General features: G+C 55.9%; 14 protein-coding genes. 6 read left to right on the top strand and 8 right to left on the bottom strand.

The window, feature by feature from the left end:
* The first annotated feature begins 15 nt into the window (after positions 1-15).
* The 3 genes from IPJ96_15185 to IPJ96_15195 all read left to right on the top strand — a co-directional run bounded on the left by IPJ96_15185 (position 16) and on the right by IPJ96_15195 (position 3,469).
* The gene (locus IPJ96_15185) at positions 16-1,941 is read left to right on the top strand and encodes a fumarate reductase/succinate dehydrogenase flavoprotein subunit (protein MBK7911660.1); all 1,926 of its coding nucleotides are present in this window, start codon (positions 16-18) and stop codon (positions 1,939-1,941) included.
* A gap of 300 nt (positions 1,942-2,241) precedes the next feature.
* Positions 2,242-2,613, top strand: coding sequence for a four helix bundle protein (locus IPJ96_15190; GenBank protein MBK7911661.1), 372 nt, complete (start codon positions 2,242-2,244; stop codon positions 2,611-2,613).
* A gap of 97 nt (positions 2,614-2,710) precedes the next feature.
* A complete protein-coding gene (locus IPJ96_15195; GenBank protein MBK7911662.1) occupies positions 2,711-3,469 on the top strand; it encodes a succinate dehydrogenase/fumarate reductase iron-sulfur subunit in 759 nt (252 codons plus the stop codon).
* 486 nt (positions 3,470-3,955) lie between these two features.
* Here IPJ96_15195 and IPJ96_15200 read toward each other — a convergent pair whose 3' ends face one another.
* The 3 genes from IPJ96_15200 to IPJ96_15210 form a co-directional block, all read right to left on the bottom strand.
* Positions 3,956-5,002: an IS481 family transposase gene (locus IPJ96_15200; protein ID MBK7911663.1), complete on the bottom strand. Its 1,047-nt coding sequence runs from the start codon at positions 5,000-5,002 to the stop codon at positions 3,956-3,958.
* Positions 5,003-5,206: 204 nt separating this feature from the next.
* Positions 5,207-5,638 (bottom strand): hypothetical protein, encoded by a 432-nt coding sequence (locus IPJ96_15205; protein ID MBK7911664.1) that lies wholly within the window; start codon positions 5,636-5,638, stop codon positions 5,207-5,209.
* Positions 5,631-6,092, bottom strand: coding sequence for a DUF4920 domain-containing protein (locus IPJ96_15210; GenBank protein MBK7911665.1), 462 nt, complete (start codon positions 6,090-6,092; stop codon positions 5,631-5,633). The genes IPJ96_15205 and IPJ96_15210 overlap by 8 nt, the downstream gene beginning before the upstream one ends.
* A 77-nt stretch (positions 6,093-6,169) precedes the next feature.
* On the opposite strand from IPJ96_15210, the gene IPJ96_15215 reads away from it, so the two are divergent.
* Positions 6,170-8,032 (top strand): M1 family metallopeptidase, encoded by a 1,863-nt coding sequence (locus tag IPJ96_15215; protein ID MBK7911666.1) that lies wholly within the window; start codon positions 6,170-6,172, stop codon positions 8,030-8,032.
* 515 nt (positions 8,033-8,547) lie between these two features.
* On the opposite strand, the gene IPJ96_15220 is transcribed toward IPJ96_15215, so the two are convergent.
* Positions 8,548-10,440, bottom strand: coding sequence for a DUF885 domain-containing protein (locus tag IPJ96_15220; protein MBK7911667.1), 1,893 nt, complete (start codon positions 10,438-10,440; stop codon positions 8,548-8,550).
* Here IPJ96_15220 and IPJ96_15225 point away from each other — a divergent pair.
* Together IPJ96_15225 and IPJ96_15230 are read left to right on the top strand one after the other, a co-directional pair.
* Positions 10,439-10,975, top strand: coding sequence for a hypothetical protein (locus tag IPJ96_15225; protein MBK7911668.1), 537 nt, complete (start codon positions 10,439-10,441; stop codon positions 10,973-10,975). The genes IPJ96_15220 and IPJ96_15225 overlap by 2 nt on opposite strands.
* Before the next feature lie 3 nt (positions 10,976-10,978).
* On the top strand, positions 10,979-11,464 hold the full coding sequence (locus IPJ96_15230; protein MBK7911669.1) for an N-acetyltransferase: 486 nt from the start codon (positions 10,979-10,981) through the stop codon (positions 11,462-11,464).
* 38 nt (positions 11,465-11,502) lie between these two features.
* On the opposite strand, the gene IPJ96_15235 is transcribed toward IPJ96_15230, so the two are convergent.
* From IPJ96_15235 to IPJ96_15250, 4 genes are read right to left on the bottom strand one after another with little or no spacing between them, the layout of a single operon-like run.
* On the bottom strand, positions 11,503-13,701 hold the full coding sequence (locus IPJ96_15235) for a hypothetical protein (GenBank protein ID MBK7911670.1): 2,199 nt from the start codon (positions 13,699-13,701) through the stop codon (positions 11,503-11,505).
* A 47-nt stretch (positions 13,702-13,748) separates the two neighbouring features.
* Positions 13,749-15,818 (bottom strand): dihydrofolate reductase, encoded by a 2,070-nt coding sequence (locus IPJ96_15240; GenBank protein ID MBK7911671.1) that lies wholly within the window; start codon positions 15,816-15,818, stop codon positions 13,749-13,751.
* A 24-nt stretch (positions 15,819-15,842) separates the two neighbouring features.
* Entirely contained in the window at positions 15,843-17,141 is a 1,299-nt protein-coding gene (locus tag IPJ96_15245; GenBank protein ID MBK7911672.1) for an amidohydrolase family protein, read from the bottom strand.
* Between the two features lie 11 nt (positions 17,142-17,152).
* The gene (locus tag IPJ96_15250) at positions 17,153-20,173 is read right to left on the bottom strand and encodes an amidohydrolase family protein (GenBank protein ID MBK7911673.1); all 3,021 of its coding nucleotides are present in this window, start codon (positions 20,171-20,173) and stop codon (positions 17,153-17,155) included.
* Between the last annotated feature and the right edge of the window lie 47 nt (positions 20,174-20,220).

The raw sequence follows: 20,220 nt of genomic DNA on the forward strand, positions 1-20,220 counted from the left end.
GCTGTACCCCACCCTATGGCCTCTTCTCCTAAACTGAATTCCAGGATCCCGACGGGTCCGATGGCCGATAAATGGACCAACCTTAAATCCTCCGTTCGCCTCGTCAGCCCCGCCAACAAGCGCCGCCTCGACGTGATCGTCGTCGGCACCGGACTGGCAGGCGCTTCTGCCGCCGCCGCGCTCGCCGAACTGGGTTATAACGTCAAGGCGTTCTGCTTTCAGGATTCCCCGCGTCGCGCGCACTCGATCGCGGCTCAGGGCGGCATCAACGCGGCCAAGAACTACGCCAACGACGGCGACAGCGTACACCGTCTCTTCTACGACACCGTGAAGGGCGGCGACTACCGCGCCCGCGAAGCCAACGTCCACCGCCTCGCCGAGGTCAGCACGGCGATCATCGACCAGTGCGTGGCCCAGGGTGTCCCCTTCGCCCGTGAATACGGCGGCCTGCTCGACAACCGCTCCTTCGGCGGCGTGCAGGTGTCGCGTACGTTCTACGCCCGCGGACAGACCGGACAGCAGTTGCTGCTCGGCGCCTACAGCGCCCTGGAGCGCCAGGTGGCCAAAGGCGCGGTGAAGATGTACTCCCGTCACGAGATGCTCGAAGTGGTGGTGATCGACGGCAAGGCCCGCGGCATCATCGCCCGCAACCTGGTGACCGGCGAACTGGAACGTCACTTCGGCCATGCCGTGTTGCTCTGCACCGGCGGCTACGGCAACGTCTTCTACCTCTCTACCAACGCCATGGGCAGCAACGTCACCGCTGCCTGGAAAGCCTACAAGAAAGGCGCCTTCTTCGGCAATCCCTGTTTCACCCAGATCCACCCGACCTGTATCCCCGTTTCCGGCGAGTACCAGTCGAAGCTGACGCTGATGTCGGAGAGTCTGCGCAACGACGGTCGCGTGTGGGTCCCCAAGGCCGTCGGCGACAAGCGAAAGCCCGAAGACATTCCCGACGAAGAGCGCGACTATTACCTCGAGCGCCGCTATCCGTCGTTCGGTAACCTCGTGCCGCGCGACGTTGCCTCCCGTGCGGCCAAGCAGGCCTGCGACGAAGGCCGCGGGGTGGGCGCTTCCGGCCTTGCCGTGTACCTCGACTTCCGCGATTCGATCAAACGGCTGGGCCACCATGTGATCAGCGAACGCTACGGCAACCTGTTCGAGATGTACGAGAAGATCACGGGCGAGGATCCGTACAAGACACCAATGCGCATCTATCCGGCCGTGCACTATACGATGGGCGGCCTGTGGGTCGACTACAACCTGATGACCACCGTGCCCGGACTTTACGCGCTGGGCGAGGCCAACTTCTCCGACCACGGCGCGAACCGCCTCGGCGCCTCGGCGTTGATGCAGGGCCTGGCCGACGGTTACTTCGTGATCCCTTACACCCTCGGCGAATACCTCGCCGACGATATCCGCACACCCGCCATCGCCACCTCCCACCCCGCTTTCGAAGCGGCCGAGAAGGAAGTACGCGACCGCATCGAACGCCTCATGAACGTGAAAGGCAAGCAGACGGTGGAAGACCTCCACAAGAAGCTCGGCAAGATCATGTGGGACTACTGCGGCATGGCGCGTAACGAACAGGGCCTGAACAAGGCGCTGGGCATGATTCGCGAGCTGAAGAGCGAATTCTGGAGCGACGTCCGCATCCCGGGCGCGATCAACGAATTCAACCCCGAACTCGACAAGGCCGGCCGCGTGGCCGATTTCATCGAGCTGGGCGAGCTGATGGTGCAGGACGCGCTGTACCGCAAGGAATCCTGCGGCGGACATTTCCGCGAAGAGTCACAGACCGAAGACGGCGAAGCGAAACGCGACGACGAGAACTTCAGCTTCGTAGCCGCCTGGGAATACACCGGCGACTCCGCTCCCACCCTCCACAAAGAGGAACTGACCTTCGAGATCGTGAAACCGACGCAGCGGTCGTATAAGTAAATAGTGAATCCTGTCCGCCGAAGCTTTAGCGTAGGCGGGAGCGAATTTTACCTGCCGAAGCTTTAGCGTAGGCAGGAGCGAATAGCGAATAGCGAACAGCGAATAGTAAAAAGTGAATAGTGAATTTTACCTGCCGAAGCTTTTGCGTAGGCAGGAACAAATAGTAAAAAGTGAATCTTGTCCACCGATGCTTTTGCTTAGGTGGGAGTGGTAGAAATAGAATCCATTATTAATTCTAATAAAAGAAACAGCATCTATGGCGTTGTGAAAATGGGTGGGCGGTTGGAATCTTTGAAAAAGATGATACAAAGCTTCAAAGACCTCCAAATCTGGAACCGATCCGTTGACTTATCGATCGAGATCTATCAGGCAACTGCTACCTTCCCAAAATCTGAACTCTTCGGACTAACCAGTCAGATACGCAGAGCAGGGGTTTCACCAGCAGCAAATATCGCTGAAGGCTGGAGCCGGAAAACCAGCAGAAGCTTTCACCACTTCCTCGATATCTCCCGAGGATCACTCGCCGAACTCTATACGCACTTGGAAATATCCCGACGATTGGATTTCATTCCTGATCTCTCCGCCCAACGACTAATGGTCGAGAGTGACGAAATCAGCAAGATGATCCACGTCATGCAACTTAAAATAGACCCTCAACATAAGCTGAGATAATAATCGGATCGAACCGCAGCAACTGCGATCCCAAATACTATTCGCTGTTCGCTATTCGCTATTCGCTCCGCTCGAACCTGACTAAATAAACCAACATATGGCAGAAACCATCAACCTCAAACTGAAGATCTGGCGTCAGAAGAACCATTCTGACCGCGGAACCTTCGAACTTTACGACATGCCGGGCGTGAGTACGCACATGTCGTTTCTCGAGATGATGGACGTGTTGAACGACCGCCTCATCCGGGAAGGAAAAGATCCGGTCGCGTTCGACCACGATTGCCGCGAAGGCATCTGCGGCATGTGCTCGATGTACATCAACGGCCGTGCACACGGACCGCTGAAGGGCACCACGACCTGCCAGCTCCACATGCGCCACTTCTCCGACGGAGAAACGGTCACCATCGAACCCTGGCGCGCCGAGGCGTTCCCGGTCATCAAGGACCTGGTGGTCGACCGCACCGCCTTCGATAAGATCATCGCCGCCGGCGGTTATATCTCCGCCAATACCGGCAATGCTCCCGACGCCAACGCGATTCCGATCGAGAAGGCGAAGTCGGACGAAGCCTTCGACGCGGCCGCCTGCATCGGCTGCGGCGCCTGCGTGGCCTCCTGCAAGAACGCTTCCGGCATGCTGTTCCTCTCCGCAAAAGTCTCCCACCTCGCGCTGCTGCCGCAAGGCGAACCCGAGCGCCGCGAACGCGTGCTGAAGATGATCATCGCCCACGACGAATCCGGCTTCGGCAGCTGCACCAACACCGGCGCCTGCGAAGCGGAATGTCCGAAAGGCATTTCCATCAGCCACATCGCCCGGATGAACCGGGAGTATGTGCGGGCGTCGTTGACGAAGGAGTGATCTTAGTGAACAGTAAACAGTGAACAGTGAACAGTGAATAGTGAATAGTGAATCCTGCCCGCCGAAGCTTTAGCGTAGGCGGGAGTGAATTTTACCTGCCGAAGCTTTAGCGTAGGCAGGAGCGAATAGTGGCGAATAGCCAATAGCGAATAGCGAATAGTAAAAATTAAATAGCGAATCCTGCCTGTCGGAGCTTTAACATAGGTAGGAGTGAGTAGTTTTCTTTTATGATTGTAGCCTGCCCAGGCATGCCTGGGTGGGCGATGGTAGTTCGGAGAAGAATTGGTTAGTGAGCAGTGAATCCTGCCCGCCGAAGCTTTAGCGTAGGCGGAAGCCAATAGCGATTAGTTTATTGAGATTGGATTGTGAAGTAGAAGCGTTAGACGCTTGAATTGTAATAGTTAGAACTTCACCTGACAGACAGGGTTGGTTAAAAGTTATTTCCGGTCTGACGGATTTTTAAGGATCCGTCGCCCGGAATAACTTTTAACCGGTTGCTAATTTATCGAGCATTTTACTTTGCGCCAAGGGTATGCTGTCCAGGAATGTCTCCATTGGTGTTTTACCAAAGCAGTATTTTCCGGTGTGTGTCCTTTCACAGTTGTACTCTTCTATCCACTGATCCAGATCCTTCTGTAATTCCTCCAGCGATCCAAAGACCTTTTTTCGGAAGGCAACCGCATAAAACTCGTTCTGGATTGTCCGATGGAAGCGTTCGCAGATGCCGTTGGTTTGAGGATGCCGGGCCTTGGTACGGCTATGATCGATATCCTCCAGTGTCAGATAAAGACTGTACTCATGACTCTCCCGCTTGCCGTTGTACTCTGTACCCCGGTCTGTGAGTACCCGAAGCAGCGGCAAGCCATGCTCCTCAAAGAATGGTAGCACCTTGTCGTTGAGCATATCGGCTGCCGTCAAGGCGTTCTTACGGTCATACAATTTGGCAAAGGCTACTTTGCTGTAGGTGTCGATGAAGGTTTGCTGGTAAATCCGGCCTACACCCTTGATATTGCCCACATAATACGTGTCCTGGGCTCCAAGGTAACCGGGGTGTTCGGTTTCAATCTCGCCAATGGCTTCCTGCTGTTCCCGTTTCTTTTCCATGGCAACCAGTTGCGCTTCGGTGAGAATCAGTCCGTCTTGAGCCACTTTCGCCTCCAAAGCGCTCAGACGCTTGGCAAAGGTCTCCAGATCATGCCGCATCCAGATATACCGTACCCCGGCCGGTGAAACAGAAATCCCCTTCTTACGCAACTCGTTCGATGCACGAAGCTGACCGTAGGCCGGATAGTCGGTGGCCATCTGTACGATGGCGTTCTCCCAGGCTATATCCATCCGATTGGCCAGTATCGGCTTCTTCCGACTGATCTCCTGCAGAGCCGTCTCCCCACCGGTATCGTACAACTCTTTGATCCGATAGAAACTATCCCGTGAATAGCCCATCACTTTGCACGCCTGGGATACATTACCCAATTGTTCGGCTAACTTCAACAAGCCTAACTTGGTTTTGATTAACTTAGCTTCTGTATTCATTGTCTGACAGTTTAGGGGTTATTGTTATGTTTCGTATCCTAAAGATAACCCTTATCTGTCAGATTAAATACTAACTAGTACACTTGAATTGCTATAGAATTTAAAGCCAATAAAAAAGCCCCGCATGCGGGGCTTTTTTATTGTTGCCTTACTATTCACTGTTTACTGTTCACTGTTTACTGTTCACTGTTCACTATTCACTGTTCACTCCTTAATCGCCAACTTCCGGATCCGGCTCACCGGCCCCGGACAATGTTGCGAATGACAGGCCAGACAGGTATTGACGACGTTGTTGTAGTTCTCCGTGAGTTCTTCCGGCTTGCTGGCGAGGAAGGACTTTACGGACTTCAGATAAATGTCGGCGAACACCGGAAAGGCTTCGGTCTTGGTCTCCGCGTCGGTCGGCTTGGCGGTGTTGATCTTGTCGATCTCCGTCGGATAGTTGCGGTCGTTGAGTTTCCCTTCCAGCACACCGGGGCGCGCGTCCACGAGTTGCTTCTCCATGCGGCGCATGAGCAGGGAAAGCTCGCTCGATCCGTTCGGATTGCGATCCTGCACCGGTTCCTGGGGCGTCATCCAGGACGCCAGCAAGACGACCGATGCGACAACGAGGGAAGAGATCCAGTGCTTATTCATAGAGCAATACGCCGTCGGCTTCGAACGAAAGTGATTTCTCTTCTTCCGTGATCTTTTCGATTTCTTCTTTCGACTTACCCGCGTCCTGGGCATAGTGGCGAAGTTCTTCCACCGTCGTGACCTCGTAGGTAGCGACGCCGTTCAACACCAGTTTCTTGCCCGCGCAATCCTTCGGCAGGAAGAAGCCGTAGTCTTTGAAACGGATCATCATCGTTTCGCCATTGCCGACGTCCATCTTCGCCCAGCAGCCTTTCTTCTGGCAGACTTCGTTGACCGTTCCGGTGATTTTCGCCTGGACGTTTTCTTTTCCTTTCAGGAGCTCCGGCAGCTTGGATGCCTCCATGGCATTGTCGGCCGTGATCTTTTCGCCGAACGATTTCGGTTCGGACTGTTTCTGTGCGCTGACCGCCAAAGTCGTGACGACCAGCAGGAGCAGGGTGATGATTCGTTTCATGATCGGTTTTTCGTTAAACAAAGTTAGCCAATTTACCCGGAAGGGGCCGCCTTCCGCCGGATTGCTATTTTTACGGCATGATCAAACGACTGGCCCCCTGGATCTTTTCTGCGCTTTTTGCAGCCTGCGCTTCCAAAAAAGAGGCCAACCATGAAAAAACGTTCATGACTACTCAAGATCCGCACACCTTCGCACAACCCGATTCCGCCCGGATGACCCACCTGAGCCTCGACCTCACGGTCGACTTCAAACGCCAGGTCCTGGAGGGCACCGCTACCTGCTCCGTGGACGTCCAGCCGGGCAGTACCAGTGTCATCTTCGATACGCGCGACCTCCACATTGCATCGGTCGCCGTTGACGGACAACCCGTTCAGGATTTCCAGCTCGGCGATTCCGTCGAATACCTCGGACAAGCCTTGCGCGTACCGGTAACCACCGGTAAGCATTCCGTCTCGATCCGCTATTCGACATCCCCACAAGCTGCAGCGCTGCAGTGGTTGAGTCCGCAGCAGACCGCCGGAAAAAAGTACCCTTTCCTGTTTACCCAGTCGCAGGCGATCCTCGCTCGCACCTGGGCGCCGGTACAGGATAGTCCGGGCATCCGTTTCACCTACGACGCGACCCTGCATGTACCCGACGGGCTGATGGCCGTGATGAGCGCCGAAAACCCGACTGCCCGATCGAAAGACGGTGTGTACCGATTCAAGATGGAGCAGGCGATCCCCGCTTACCTGCTCGCGCTGGCGGTCGGTGATTTCGACTACCACCGCTACGACGATCGTTCCGGTGTTTACGCCGAGCCCGCCACCCTGCCGATGGCCGCCGACGAATTCACCGACCTGCCGAAGATGATCACGGCCGCCGAGCAATTGTACGGACCGTATGCCTGGGGACGTTACGACCTCATCATCCTGCCGCCCTCCTTCCCCTTCGGCGGCATGGAAAATCCGCGCGTCACCTTTGCCACGCCGACCATCATCGCCGGCGATAAGTCCCTCACCACGCTGGTGGCGCACGAGCTGGCCCACTCGTGGAGCGGCAACCTGGTGACGAACGCGACCTGGAACGACTTCTGGCTCAACGAAGGCTTCACGGTGTATTTCGAGAACCGGATCATGGAAGCCTTGTACGGAAAAGATTTCGCCGACATGCAACGACGGCTCGGACAAGACGACCTGCTCGAAACCGTCAAAGACCTCGGCGCATCCAATCCGGATACCCGACTCAAACTGGATCTCAAAGGCCGCGACCCCGACGAAGGCGTGAGCGATATCGCCTATGAAAAAGGCAACAACCTCCTGCTGGTGATCGAACAATACACCGGCCGGGAAAAGTGGGACCGCTTCCTCAACGATTACTTCCGCAAACACGCGTTCAGCACGATGAACACCGAGGCATTCCTCGAAGAACTGCGCGCGGGCTTGTTTGCCAATGATCCCAACGGCTGGGACTCGCTGAAGATCGAGGCATGGGTTTACCAGCCCGGCCTGCCGGCGAATATGCTGCGCATCGAATCGGAACGCTTCAGCAAAGTTGAAAAAGTGATAGCCGACTGGAAAGGCGGCGTTGCGCCGACAACGGAAGCCACCAACGGCTGGAGCGCGTTCGAATGGGTGCACTTCCTCCGCTCCCTGCCCGACAGTCTTCCGCACGACGATCTACGCTACCTCGACCAGACGTTCGGGTTCTCCCGGACGGGCAACAACGAGATCCTGTTCAGCTGGATGGAATACTGCATCCGTGATCGCTACACCGCAATCTATCCGGCACTGGAAGCTTTCCTCAACGAAGTCGGCCGCAGGAAATACGTCAAGCCACTCTTCCAGGCACTGCTGCAAACTCCCGAAGGAAAGATCGAAGCAAAAAAAATCTACGCCGCCGCCCGACCGAACTATCATTTCATTACACAGGCAACGGTGGATGAGTTGATGGCGGAATGAGGGACGAGGGACGAGGGGTGTGGGATGAGATGCGAGATGCGAGGTGCGAGGAGCGAGGAGCGAGGAGCGAGGAGCGAGGAGCGAGGAGCGAGGAGCGAGGAGCGAGGAACAAATTGATACAGGCAAAATATACTGGCAAAATATTTAGCGAAGGAAGGAAGGATTTTGGGAGCGCAACGCCCTCACGCTGCTCACCAGCGGTCCCGTGTTCTCTCGTCATGTAAACGTTCGTCCGCTTATCAGCCAGATACGTGACGAGATCACCCGGGGCTAGACCGGAACGGTCTTCTTCGCCTCATCAGCAGACCGGATTCGCTATTCACTCCCACCTTCGCTAAAGCTCCGGCGGGCAGGATTCACTGTTTACCAAAAAACTATTCGCTATTCGCTGTTCGCTGTTCGCTCCTTCCTTCGCTAGAGCTTCGGCAGGTAAAATTCGCTCCCGCCTACGCTAAAGCTACGGCGGGCAGGATTCACTATTCACTGTTTACTGTTCACTGTTTACTGTTCACTGTTTACTGTTCACTCTTTTTCTGCTCGATCCAAACCCTCACCTGCTCACCCAGAATATTCAGCGGAAGCGGTCCGTTGGTGAGAATGACGTCGTGGAACTCGCGGAGGTCGAATTTCGGGCCGAGTTCGCGCTGTGCCATTGCGCGTAATTCGAGGATACGCAGCATGCCGATCTTGTAGCCGGTCGCCTGTCCGGGCCAAACGATGTACCGGTCGATCTCCTTGCGGCAATCGCCTTCGGGATTCGGCGTGTTTTTCAAAAAGTACTCGAACGCTTGTGCGCGCGTCCATTTCTTGTAGTGAATGCCGACATCTACTACGAGCCGTGCAGCGCGGAAGACCTCATTGGACAAACGGCCGAAATCGGAGTACGGGTCTTTGTAGAAACCGATCTCTTTCGGCACCAACTCCGAGTACAGCGCCCAACCTTCCACGTACGCGACGTTGCCGCCGTGGCGGCGGAACTTCGGAACACCTTTCAGCTCCTGCGCGATGGCGATCTGCATATGGTGACCCGGTATGCCTTCATGATACGCCAACGCCTCCGCCTGGTAGATCGGCTGGTCCTTCATGTTGTACAGGTTGATGTAGTAGGTGCCGGGACGTTTGCCGTCCTCCGAAGGATCTTCGTAAAACGCGCCACCCGCCGACTGCTCGCGGAATGGTTCTACCGGCTTGACGACAATCGTCGCCTTCGGTTTGGTAACGAACAATTCGTCGAGGTGCTGCCGCATGGTATCGATGATGCCGGTAGCCAACAAGCGGTAATTTTCTTTTCCCTCCCGCGTGTCGGGAAAATAGAACTTGGGATCATCCCGCAGGTAGGAAAAGAAAGCGCTGATATTGTGGTCGCGCCATTTCACCTGTTCCATGATCTTGCGCATCTCGTCGTGAATGCGCTTCACTTCCCGGAGGCCCGTATCGAATACCTGCTCCGGGGTCATGTTCGTAGTCGTGGTTTTCTCAAGCGCATGACGATAGAACTCATTCCCCTTCGGGAACTTCCAAGCGCCGTCGTCATCCTTGGCCCGCTTCTCCTGCTCCTTCAGATAGGCCATGAGTCGTTCATACGCCGGCTTCACGACTTCCACCAATGCACGGGAAGCTTCACCCTGCAATCGGGCGATCTTCGAACCGTCGATACCTTTCAGCGCTGACAGCTTTTTCGAGAAGTCCTCATACAACGGACATTTACCGCTACCGCTGAACGGATAACCGCTGATCAAGTTGTTACAGTCGTTCAGGACCATCGGATAGACAAATCGTGGAGGAATGATCCCAAGGCTGTCGCGTACCCGCAATCCATCCAGGACCTGATCCATCAACGGTCCGATTCCCTTCAACCGTTGCACATACGCTTCCGCGTCCCCGATGGAATCGATCCGGTGCATGTTGATCAGGAATGCCGGAATACCCGATTGAACGCCGTCCATCTGGTTCACCGGATAATTGTGATAGCGCCACGGAAACGCGTCGAACAGTTCCTGCGTGTCGTGTTCGAACAAGCGGTAACTGAGTCGCGCCTGATCGTCCAGCTTGTCGAATTCGACCGTCTTCTTCAACTCCTCCAACTGCCGGCGCGCAAGTTCATTTCGCTTCACCTGAAACGAATCCGAACGATCGGTCCACTGACCGTAATCCTGCTTGATCCCGAGGTAGGTTTGTAGTTCGGGATCCATATCGACCATCTCATCGAAGCAACGATCGAAGAAGGCATTCGCCTTGGCGGACTCCGCGGTAACTTCCTCCGGTGTGAATTTTTTAACAGATGACTTCGAATCCTGACGGCAGGATGAAGCGAATAAAATCAGTAATAGAAACGTTAAACGAAGGGGATTAGCTGCTGCCAATGCTTTATTTTTGAATGTCGAACAAAGATAAGGGACGAACGCCATGGCCAGACTCAAAAAATCGAAAAGTATCCTCCGACTGGTTTTCATAACCACCCTCCTGCTCTGCTCAACAGTTCATGGGCGCGCGCAAGGCGGCTATAAGACCGGACTCGGCTTTCGCCTTTCCGGTGTCACCTCCGGCATTTCCATCAAGCATTTTACCGGCGGTACCGGCGCGATCGAAGGGATCATCGGCTTTCGTTATCACAGTTGGATCATCACCGGGCTGTACGAAAAGCACCAGGCCATTCCGAATGCGGAAGGCTTGTCTTGGTTCTACGGCGGAGGCGCGCACATCGGATTCTACGACGAAGGTTACCGTTACTATTATTACAAAGTGCGTGGCAATAAATACGTGATCGTCGACGAAGATCGAAACGAACGCATGGCGCTGGGCGCGGATTTCATTCTGGGAATGGAATACAAGTTCAAAAACGCTCCCATCACGATCGGGCTCGACGCCAAACCGTTCATCGACATTGTACCGGATTTTTCCGGCTATTGGGACGCGGCACTTTCCTTCCGCTTTACGCTTTGATGCATGCTCATTCGACCGGCAACGCTGCAGGATCAGCCAGGCATTCTGGAAATTTACAATGAATCCGTCCTGCATTCCACGGCGACATTCGATACCGATCCACGTTCGCCGGAAAAACAACTGGAGTGGTTCAACCGCCACAAGGCCAACCATCCGGTACTGGTAGCAGAAGACGATGGCAAGATCGCCGGATGGGCGTCGCTAAGTCCCTGGAGCGATCGCTGCGCGTATGATTCAACCGTTGAGGTCAGTGTCTACCTCGCGCCGGAGCAGCGCGGAAAGGGATTGGGATTTCAGCTCTTGCAGCAGGTAACGGAAGCAGGCAGGAAAGCCGGCAACCACACGGTCATTTCCCGCATCTCGAGCGACAACCTCGCCAGCATCCGCATCCATGAAAAAGCCGGATACAGTACAGTCGGGACCATGAAGGAAGTAGGTTTCAAATTCGGACGGTTCCTCGATGTGGTGATGATGCAGATCGTCTTTTAACTCCTACTCGCCTTTACCGCTCTTCAACCAGGCCACATTCACAATACGACAAACCGGGTGATCCGTGGCAGACCATTCCGGTCGATTAGTCGTAGCACATAACTTCCGGCTGCCAGTCGTGAAAAATCGAGCCGGAACCCCTGGTCGTTTCGCGGACAAGCAATCGTTATCGTTTTCCCTTCCGGGCTGATCACCTGCGCGCTGACCGGCAGATAATCATCATCCCAGGTCAGGGAAAGGTGCTTTGAACCCGCATGATAATGGATCCTGAACGGTCGTTCTGCCGGCACTTCCGGCGCATCGAGTACTACTCCACCATCGCGATAAGCAAAAAGCCCGACCGGATACCCGAACCAGACATTGCCGTACTTATCCGCCTCCACCGCGGTGCAATTCACGTCCAGCGGGCTGTTGGCGGCATCGAATAGCTGCCAATTCGAACCGTCGAAACGCGCCACATGCGAATAGCTCGCGGCCCAGACCGACTGATCAGCGGCGACCGCAAGGTCCTGATAGGTTCCGAAACCGAAACCGAGCGGGTTCGGGTAGGTTGTCCAGGATGTTCCGTCGAAACGCGCCAGACCGAAGTCATTCAACGACACCCAGATGCCGCCGCTGGAATCCTCAGCGAGTCGCGAATTGCCATTCAGTCCCGGAGGCTGCGGTGGTTGTATCCAGCTCGTGCCGTCGTAACGCCACAGTCCGAGTGATACCATCCAGACCGCATCGTTACGATCGATGAACAAATGTTCAACCGGTCGGTCCGGCAATGCGGAGTTGGTATCGCACCAGACCGTCCAGCTTGCTCCATCGAATCGTGCGACGCCCTCATGAAACACCGGGCTACCGCCCGGGGAAGTGACGTAAGCGACAACATCGGTCCAGATGTTATTGGCGCGATCGATCTTCATCTCGTGCAGATCCGTGTAATAGATCGTAGCACCCGACAAGGGCCAGGACAAGGTATCCCATACGCCGTTGATCAGGCGGTGGAGGTTGTCCCGACGTTTGATGTACAGTTCAGCACCGGGTCCTATGGCCGTCGCCAATGGATTGTTACTAAAATGTCCTTCCGTGCCGGTCCATTGCACTCCGTCAAAAAGCACCAGGTCACCGGAATATTGAAACGGATCCGCATAACCACCACCCGTGAAGACCTTACCATCCGGATGAACGAGCAAGGTCGCGATCGACGGATGCGTCAGACCGGAGTTCTTTACTTCAAGCGGATAAACGATGCCGGCATCCAGATTCGCAATGGCGCCATCGGTACCGCCCACCCAGGGTCGACCGCTTTCATCGAGGTCGAGTGCAACCTGCGACAAAGGCGGCATATCCGAATTGGAGGTGTCGTACTTCATCCACTGGGTTCCGTCGAAACTTTGCAGACCACCCGAACAGGGTGAACAGGCCGGACCGAAATACTCACTGACCGCCATCCATACCACATCGTTGGCATCGACGCGTAAGGCTTCCACGTGCTGGTTCGGCATCGGGGAATTCAGATTATCGTAGAAAGCATACGAACCGTTCCGGTAATGATACAGGCCGTAGGCGTTGGAGAACCAGAGCGAAGAATCACTCGCCTGGCCGATCGCCTGCACCAGACTGGAATTAAACCCCGAATCGGCAGGGTTGATCACATTCCAGTTGGAACCGTTGTAGAAGAATAAGTCGCCGGAACTGCAGCCAACCACCAATTGACCATCCAGTGCCTTGTACAAGCGACGTGCCTGCCAGGGCTGCAAGGGCGAGTTGGTCGTGTCGAATGTCGTCCATTGGATTCCATCGTACCAGTGCAGCCACTCCTGCGCCACCCAGCCCGACCCTGCTGTATCGGCGAGGACCGCAGCGATGATTTGTCCGTTCAGTATCGGCGCATTCTGTTGATCGTAAATCGTCCAGGTTACGCCGTTCCATACAGCAAGACCATTGTCGGTTCCGATCCAGAAGGTTCCATCAGCCGCGCGGTCCATGCAATCGATCCGGTAAGAAGGCAGGGCGGAGTTCGACGGATTGTAAAACTCCTGCGCACCGGAAGCACGATCGACTCTGGCCAGGCCGGAATAGCCGCCGACCCAGACGTACAGTGAATCAGCGATGATGGCATTGACCTGATAAGCTCGCGTGAAAAAGAGCCAATCCGGATTACTTGCTTGCGAGTGAGCGAAGACGCATGAACAGGCTATTAAAAAAAATAACCGGAGACGGGACAGGAAGAATGCATTCCAATACATTCCACCAATTTACCGATTCCGGTTTTATGGTTGCTGTCAGACGCCTGTCAGTTCTTCACCGGCAGCAGCGAATAGTGCTTCCCGTACTCCAGCATCTGGTCGAGGAAAGCCTTGGAGTACTCCACCCTGACATCCATGATCTTTTCTCCGGCCATGACAGGAACAAGTTTAGGTTGGATAAAACCCATATACGGCGCGATGTCCAGTTTGGCGTAGCGTTCCAGAACCTCATTATGCAAGGCAGGTTCAATGCGTACACCATAGGTTTCTACCAGGTTCTTTCCGGCTTCGAAATCGCCTTCGGATTTAATCCGCTGGATCTCGCGTAACAATTGCCCGAAAAGTCCTCGGAGTTTGGCGTAATCGTTGATCACAAAATAGGTTTTGCCGTTCCGGTTTTCGCGCGTGATCACCCGCTCCTGTTGACCTTTATCGACCGCCCAGGCCGAGATCAACTGCCGGTTCCGCATGTGCGACTCTTCAAGATTCTTCCCCGGCTCGATGCGGTTGAGCTGGGTCATGAGGCCGTTCATGATGTAATTGTCGTATTGGGCTTTCCCGACTTCCAGGCTTTCCATCACGCCGATCTCGACCAGTTTGGGATCGTAGATATAATACAAGGCGACCAGGTCGGCGCGTGCTTCCTCCAGAACGCCGGCATAGTTCTTCAACGTCTGATCGGTTGTTCCCACGCCTTCGTTGATCTTACCGGAAGCATGGCCGATCACCTCGTGCATATCCGTATGCAACTCGCCGGAATAGGCGGCATGCTTCCGTGCGCGCTCGATCACTTCAGGAGAACTACCGAATTCGTCCATCAGCGGGCTCCGCGAACGATAATAATTGTAGGCCTCGACGATATTTCCGAGCGAAACGGATTTGGAACCATAGTCTTCCCGGATCCATTCGTTGTTCGGCAGGTTGATCCCGATTGGCGTGGCCGGGCCGGCATCGCCGACCTCTCCCACTACCGTGATCACTTTGGCCGAGATGCCGGTCACGACCTTTTTCTTGTGATCATCCATGATCGGCGAATGGTCTTCGAACCACTGCGCTTCCCGGGAAATGGCCGCGATCCGCTTCGTCGCTTCCAGGTCTTTGATCGATACGATGCTTTCATATGCACCCTTCTTCTGCAGGGCATCCTGATACACCTCGATGAAGCCGTTCACGAAATCTACGCGCGCGCTGGTGTCCTGTACCCAGGCGATGCTGTAGTCATCGAAGTGCTTGGGATCGCCGGAACGATAAAAGGTGATTAGCTTAGCGATGGTGGTCTTCTGCTCCGGCGTCTCCGCAACGTCTTCCGCTTTCTCCAGCCAGTAGATGATCTTGTCGATGGCCGCGCCATACATTCCACCCGACTTCCATACCTGTTCCACCAGTTTGCCGTTCTCTTTCACCAGACGGGTATTGAATCCGATCTGCGAACGATTGGAGGTGTCGGCTTCCTTGATGCCGTCGTAATAGGTCTCCACTTCCTGCTGGGTAACGCCGGAATAAAAATTGTTGCAGGACGCGACGATCACGTCTTTGGCATCCAGATCAACTTCCTTTGCATCGACCTTCGGATCGAAAACGATCGGAACGATCCAGGCGGTGAAAGCTGCAGGCTCGCGGCCATCCAAGGGCAATTGCCCGACGTCTGATTTCCGGATCAGCTCGGTAAAGTACGCCTGGCTGCAGCCCGGCATCATCTTCTCGGCGCCGTAATGATGGTGATTGCCGTTCGAAAAGAAGAAGCGCTTCGCGTAGGTTTCAAAGTCCGCCCATTCCTTGCCGGCGCGCTCGCCCTGGTAGGTATTCAGGATCGCTTCCAGCGTCTTGCGGATGGTCAGACCATAGCGATACTTCTGGTCATAGAAAATATCGCGGCCGCTGAGTCCGGCTTCATAGAGGTAATACGCCAGTTTCTTTTGCTGCAGGCTGAGGGTTTCCCATCCACGCACCTCGTAACGCAATACCTGGATGTCGGCAAAGCGATCCGCGATGTAGTCGAATGCGGGCGCATCGGTCGTTGTGGCCTTGGCCGACGGATTGTTGTTCCCGGAACCGTAAGCAACGAACAAGCCGCTGCCGGCCAACAGCGTGGCCAGGAGAATGATCTTTTTCATCATGAAGTGTATGGTGTGATGTACGGCTTACTTGGTTAAGCCGTATTTATCGGAATACTTTTGGTAGAGTTGTTTCTGCACATTGTCCAGGCTGATGCTTCGTCCGTTGATGAACGCCTGTTCAACCGTCGAGCTGCGCATATCGAGCAGATCGCCTGAAACGATGAGGAGGTTCGCGTCTTTTCCTGTCTCCAGTTTACCGGTACGATCGGCGATGCCGAGGATGGCGGCCGGCGAAGCAGTAATCGCGGCAAGCGCTTCCTCTTTGGTCAGCCCGTAACCGGCGGTCGTGCCGGCCATGTAGGGCAGGTTGCGCAACTGCCAGCTGCCATCGATGCTCAACGCGAATACGACACCCGCTTTCCGGAGCAACCCCGGCAGTTTGTAGGGCAAGTCCGTATCGTCGTCTTCGCGCGGCGGCAGGGAATGCGTACGTCCGAGGATCACCGGCACCTGTTCTTTGCGCAGCAGGTCGGTGACCCGCCAGGCGTCCGCGCCGCCGACGATCACCAGCTTCGCGCCCCAACGTTTGGAAAATGCCACGGCGGCTTCGATCTCCTTCACGTAGTCGCAATGCACGAACAATTTCTTCGAGCCGTCGAACAAGCCGCGCATCGCTTCGAGCTTGACGTTCTCTTCCAGCGGTTTTGCGCCAGCCGCATACGCTTTCGCTTCTGCAAAGAGTTGTTCCAGGGCGGCGAGTTCCCGGATGGTGGTGTTGCGTTGGTTCTCTTCCTGTTCAGGACTTGAACGATAGACGAACATACGCGGCCAGTTGAGGTGCAGGCCGATGTCGGTGCGCACAGCCGCGTCTTCCCAATTCCAGGCATCCAGTTGCACGATCGAAGACTGTCCGGTCAAAAACGAACCCTGTGGAACGACCTCCGCGAGTAACACGCCGTTGGAACGAACTGTCGGGATGATCTTGGAATCGGTGTTGTAAGCGATGATGCTGCGGACGTTGGGATTCAGTTCCCCGACTTCGTTGTAGTCGCGCGTCGAACGGACCAGGTCGATCTCGGTCAGGCCGAGTGAGCTGTTACAGGCGATGAGTCCGGGATAGACGTGCTTGCCGGCCGCGTCGATCATGCGGGCGTACTTCGTCCGATCGATGCGAATGGTGGTGGCATCGGCTACGAGCGTCAGTTTTCCGTTCTCGAAGCCGATGGCGGCGTTCGGGATGACTTGTCCGTCGCCCAAATGCGCGGTGGCGTTGAGGATGAGTGTGGCTTCGCGCTGAGCGGGCGCCGGCGCGGGATTCTGGGCCTGCAGTCCGAAAGGCAGCAGCAGGAGGAGGGTGCGGAGCATTCTGTTCATGTTCTTCATGGCTGCCGTGATCATTCGAAGTGATGGATTTCTTCTTCAACGCAGTGCTTGATGACCTGCGCGTTCATCGAAGGTTTCTGTACGTTCTCGCCGCGCCCTTTGGCGTCGGCTTGTTGCTGGGTCAGGCGTGCCCGTTCGGTGCGGATCTCTTCACGCAACGACTGATCACGCTTCAGGTCGAAATAGCAGGTGCCGTCCACGTAGGTGCGGGAAGGCTTGGCATAAATGCTCATCGGGTGATCGGTCCACAGCACCAGGTCGGCATCCTTGCCGACTTTGATACTGCCCACGCGGTCGTCGACGCGCAGCATCTTCGCCGGGTTGAGGGTGACGAACTTCCAGGCTTCTTCTTCGCTCACGCCGCCGTAGAGGACCGCTTTCGCAGCTTCCTGGTTCAGGCGACGGGCCATCTCCGGATCGTCGGAATTGAAGCCGACGGTCAGACCGAGTTTTTGCATGATCGCTCCGTTGTACGGGATGGCTTCGTACACCTCGTACTTGTAAGCCCACCAATCACTGAAGGAGGACACGCCGCGAACGCCGTGCGCTTTCATCTTGTCGGCGACTTTGTAGCCTTCCAGGATGTGCGTGAAGGTGTTCATCTTGAAACCGAAGGAATCGGCTACGTGCATCAGCATGTTGATCTCGCTCTGCACATAGGAATGACAGGTAATGAAACGTTTGCCGTTGAGGATCTCGGCCAGCGCGTCCAGTTCCAGGTCGCGGCGGGGCGGGATTCCGCTCCGCAGCTTCGGATCACCCTTGCTCCAGGCGTTCATGGCCTGGTCGTATTCGCGTGCGCGGGTGAAGTAATCGCTGTACACCTGCTCCACGCCCATGCGTGTTTGCGGGTAACGAATGACTTGCTTGTCGCCCCAATGGCTTTGCTTCACGTTCTCGCCCAGCGCGAACTTGATGTATCCGGGCCAGTTTTCGAATTTGAGTTCTTCGGGAGAGCGGCCCCAGCGCAGTTTGATCAGTTGCGTTTGTCCGCCGATCGGATTCGCCGATCCGTGCAACAGGTGAGAAGCCGTTACGCCGCCCGCCAGTTGGCGGTAGATCTGGACATCGTCCGCGTCCAATACGTCGCCGATGCGCACTTCGGCGGAAGACGACTGTGTGCCTTCGTTGACCGAACCGCTGACGGCGATGTGCGAGTGCTCGTCGATGATGCCGGCAGTGAGGTGCATGCCGGTCGCGTCCACGACCTCGGCGCCTTCCGGAGCTTTGATGCCGCTGCCGACCTGCCGGATCTTGCCATCGCTGATCAGGACATCCGCGTTCTTCAGGATGCCGTCGGATTCGTTGGTCCATACGGTCGCGTTGCGGAACAGGACGGTCGTGGCTTTCGGAAGTTCCTTCCAGCCATAAGCCATGTTCGGATAGCGCACGGTGGCCGTCACCGGCGCCTCTTTCTTCGCGCTGTCGGTTTTCGCAACGGGGACGAAGGCGGAATCCAGCGTTGCGGTCCACGCGCTCCACTCACCGGAAGGCAACAAGACATTTCCGGAGAAGGCGGATTTCTCTGCAAGGCCGGTGAAGCGGTACAATCCTTTCGGCTCACGCTTCTTCGCTTCGAAGCTGAAGTTTATTTGTTGACCCAGGCGACTTGCGGCAGCCTTGATGGCCGAGGTATCGTCGTAGAGGTACCATTCCGGAGCAGCGGCTTCTCCGCCTACTTTCAGGCGCAGGCTGTTGCCGTTGGCAATGCGTACCGTATAGTTGCCGCGGAGATCGGACAGTTGCGGGTCAACGAACTGATAGCGCTTACCCTTCACCCAGTTTTCCAGGATCGCATTGTCCTTTTCAAACAGTCCCTTCGACGTCACGAGGAAATTGGCCAGCATGCCCTTGCGCAGTGCCCCGACCTTGTCGGACAGGCCCAGGAAGGAAGCGGGGGTAGCGGTCAGTGCTTTCAACGCCTGCTCCTCGGACAGTCCGCGCGCGATGGCTTTCCGAATGTTCTTCCAGAAGTCGCCGCGGTTTTTCAGGTCGCTGCTGGTCAACGCGAACTCGATGCCTTGCTGAGCAAGCGTGGCAGCATTGCCGGGAGCCAACTCCCAGTGGCGCAACTGGTGCAACGAAATACCGAGCGCATCATACGGATCCGAGAGGTCGTACGCATCGGGGAATGCAACGGGAACGATCAGGCGGCAACCGGCGGCTTTGAGTTCCGCCGCGCGCTCGTACTCGTCTCCGCTTCCTTTGATAAGAAAGTTCACCCCGAACTCTTTGCCGATCCGTGCGACCCGGAGTTCGTTTTGTTTGTCGCCTGCTTCAAACCATTGCGGCAGCTCGAGGTTACGGTTGAACGATTCGAGCGTGATGTTGTATTCTTTCTTGTTGCCGCCTTCCTTGTACCAGCGTGCATCGTACCAGGTCTGGCGCAGCAGGGCGATGCTGCCCATCAGCGACGAAGGATAATCCTGCGTCGAGATGCCTTTGTCGAATGAATAGGCCGCGGCAGCGCGGTCGCGCAGGATCAACTCATGCTCTTCGCCATCGCCGAGCAGGACACAGGCCGCTGTGCCGCGAACGACGCCGTCGCGTTGCGTCGAGAGTACCGTTCCGAAACCCAGCTTACGCCACTCTTCGGCTTTCTTGGTATCGGCGACAAAGCTGCGATAGGCATCCACCTCCGCCTTGACGGCCTGGTTCCAGTCGTAGGCGCCTTTGGTATTCGTCAGCAACTGCGGGTCTTCGAAATTTCCCTGCGGACGCTTCAGCTCGGGTTGACCGTAATCGGAAACCAGTTCGATCAGCGACGGATAGATCGACTTTCCTTTGTAGTCGTACACGACCGCGTCGGATGGAACCGTGACACCGGCGCCGGCCTCCAGGATCAATCCATCGCGTACCAGGATGGTGGCGGGATCGACCACGGTCTTGTAGTTCACGTAGAGGCGGACATTCGTGATCGCATAGGTGATGTGCCGGGGGTCGGTGGGACCGTTGACAGGAAAGGTTTGCTGCGCGTTGGCGTTGATGAACAGAAAGAACAGGCAGCACAGGAGCGTAAAGAATCGTTGCATGCAGGTCGTTTAAGGCGACCGAAGATAACGATTCGTCAAGTGTTAAA

This window comes from Bacteroidota bacterium (genome assembly GCA_016713765.1).
Taxonomy (GTDB): domain Bacteria; phylum Bacteroidota; class Bacteroidia; order AKYH767-A; family 2013-40CM-41-45; genus Pollutiaquabacter; species Pollutiaquabacter aromativorans.

What these genes read in the sequence shown, in the direction of transcription:
- IPJ96_15195 (MBK7911662.1), top strand. Translation starts at nt 2,711, where the DNA reads ATGGCAGAAACCATCAACCTCAAACTGAAGATCTGGCGTCAGAAGAAC.
- IPJ96_15225 (MBK7911668.1), top strand. Translation starts at nt 10,439, where the DNA reads ATGGCCAGACTCAAAAAATCGAAAAGTATCCTCCGACTGGTTTTCATA.
- IPJ96_15185 (MBK7911660.1), top strand. Translation starts at nt 16, where the DNA reads ATGGCCTCTTCTCCTAAACTGAATTCCAGGATCCCGACGGGTCCGATG.
- IPJ96_15245 (MBK7911672.1), bottom strand. Translation starts at nt 17,141, where the DNA reads ATGAAGAACATGAACAGAATGCTCCGCACCCTCCTCCTGCTGCTGCCT.
- IPJ96_15250 (MBK7911673.1), bottom strand. Translation starts at nt 20,173, where the DNA reads ATGCAACGATTCTTTACGCTCCTGTGCTGCCTGTTCTTTCTGTTCATC.
- IPJ96_15235 (MBK7911670.1), bottom strand. Translation starts at nt 13,701, where the DNA reads ATGTATTGGAATGCATTCTTCCTGTCCCGTCTCCGGTTATTTTTTTTA.
- IPJ96_15210 (MBK7911665.1), bottom strand. Translation starts at nt 6,092, where the DNA reads ATGAAACGAATCATCACCCTGCTCCTGCTGGTCGTCACGACTTTGGCG.
- IPJ96_15230 (MBK7911669.1), top strand. Translation starts at nt 10,979, where the DNA reads ATGCTCATTCGACCGGCAACGCTGCAGGATCAGCCAGGCATTCTGGAA.
- IPJ96_15200 (MBK7911663.1), bottom strand. Translation starts at nt 5,002, where the DNA reads ATGAATACAGAAGCTAAGTTAATCAAAACCAAGTTAGGCTTGTTGAAG.
- IPJ96_15205 (MBK7911664.1), bottom strand. Translation starts at nt 5,638, where the DNA reads ATGAATAAGCACTGGATCTCTTCCCTCGTTGTCGCATCGGTCGTCTTG.
- IPJ96_15220 (MBK7911667.1), bottom strand. Translation starts at nt 10,440, where the DNA reads ATGGCGTTCGTCCCTTATCTTTGTTCGACATTCAAAAATAAAGCATTG.
- IPJ96_15190 (MBK7911661.1), top strand. Translation starts at nt 2,242, where the DNA reads ATGATACAAAGCTTCAAAGACCTCCAAATCTGGAACCGATCCGTTGAC.
- IPJ96_15215 (MBK7911666.1), top strand. Translation starts at nt 6,170, where the DNA reads ATGATCAAACGACTGGCCCCCTGGATCTTTTCTGCGCTTTTTGCAGCC.
- IPJ96_15240 (MBK7911671.1), bottom strand. Translation starts at nt 15,818, where the DNA reads ATGATGAAAAAGATCATTCTCCTGGCCACGCTGTTGGCCGGCAGCGGC.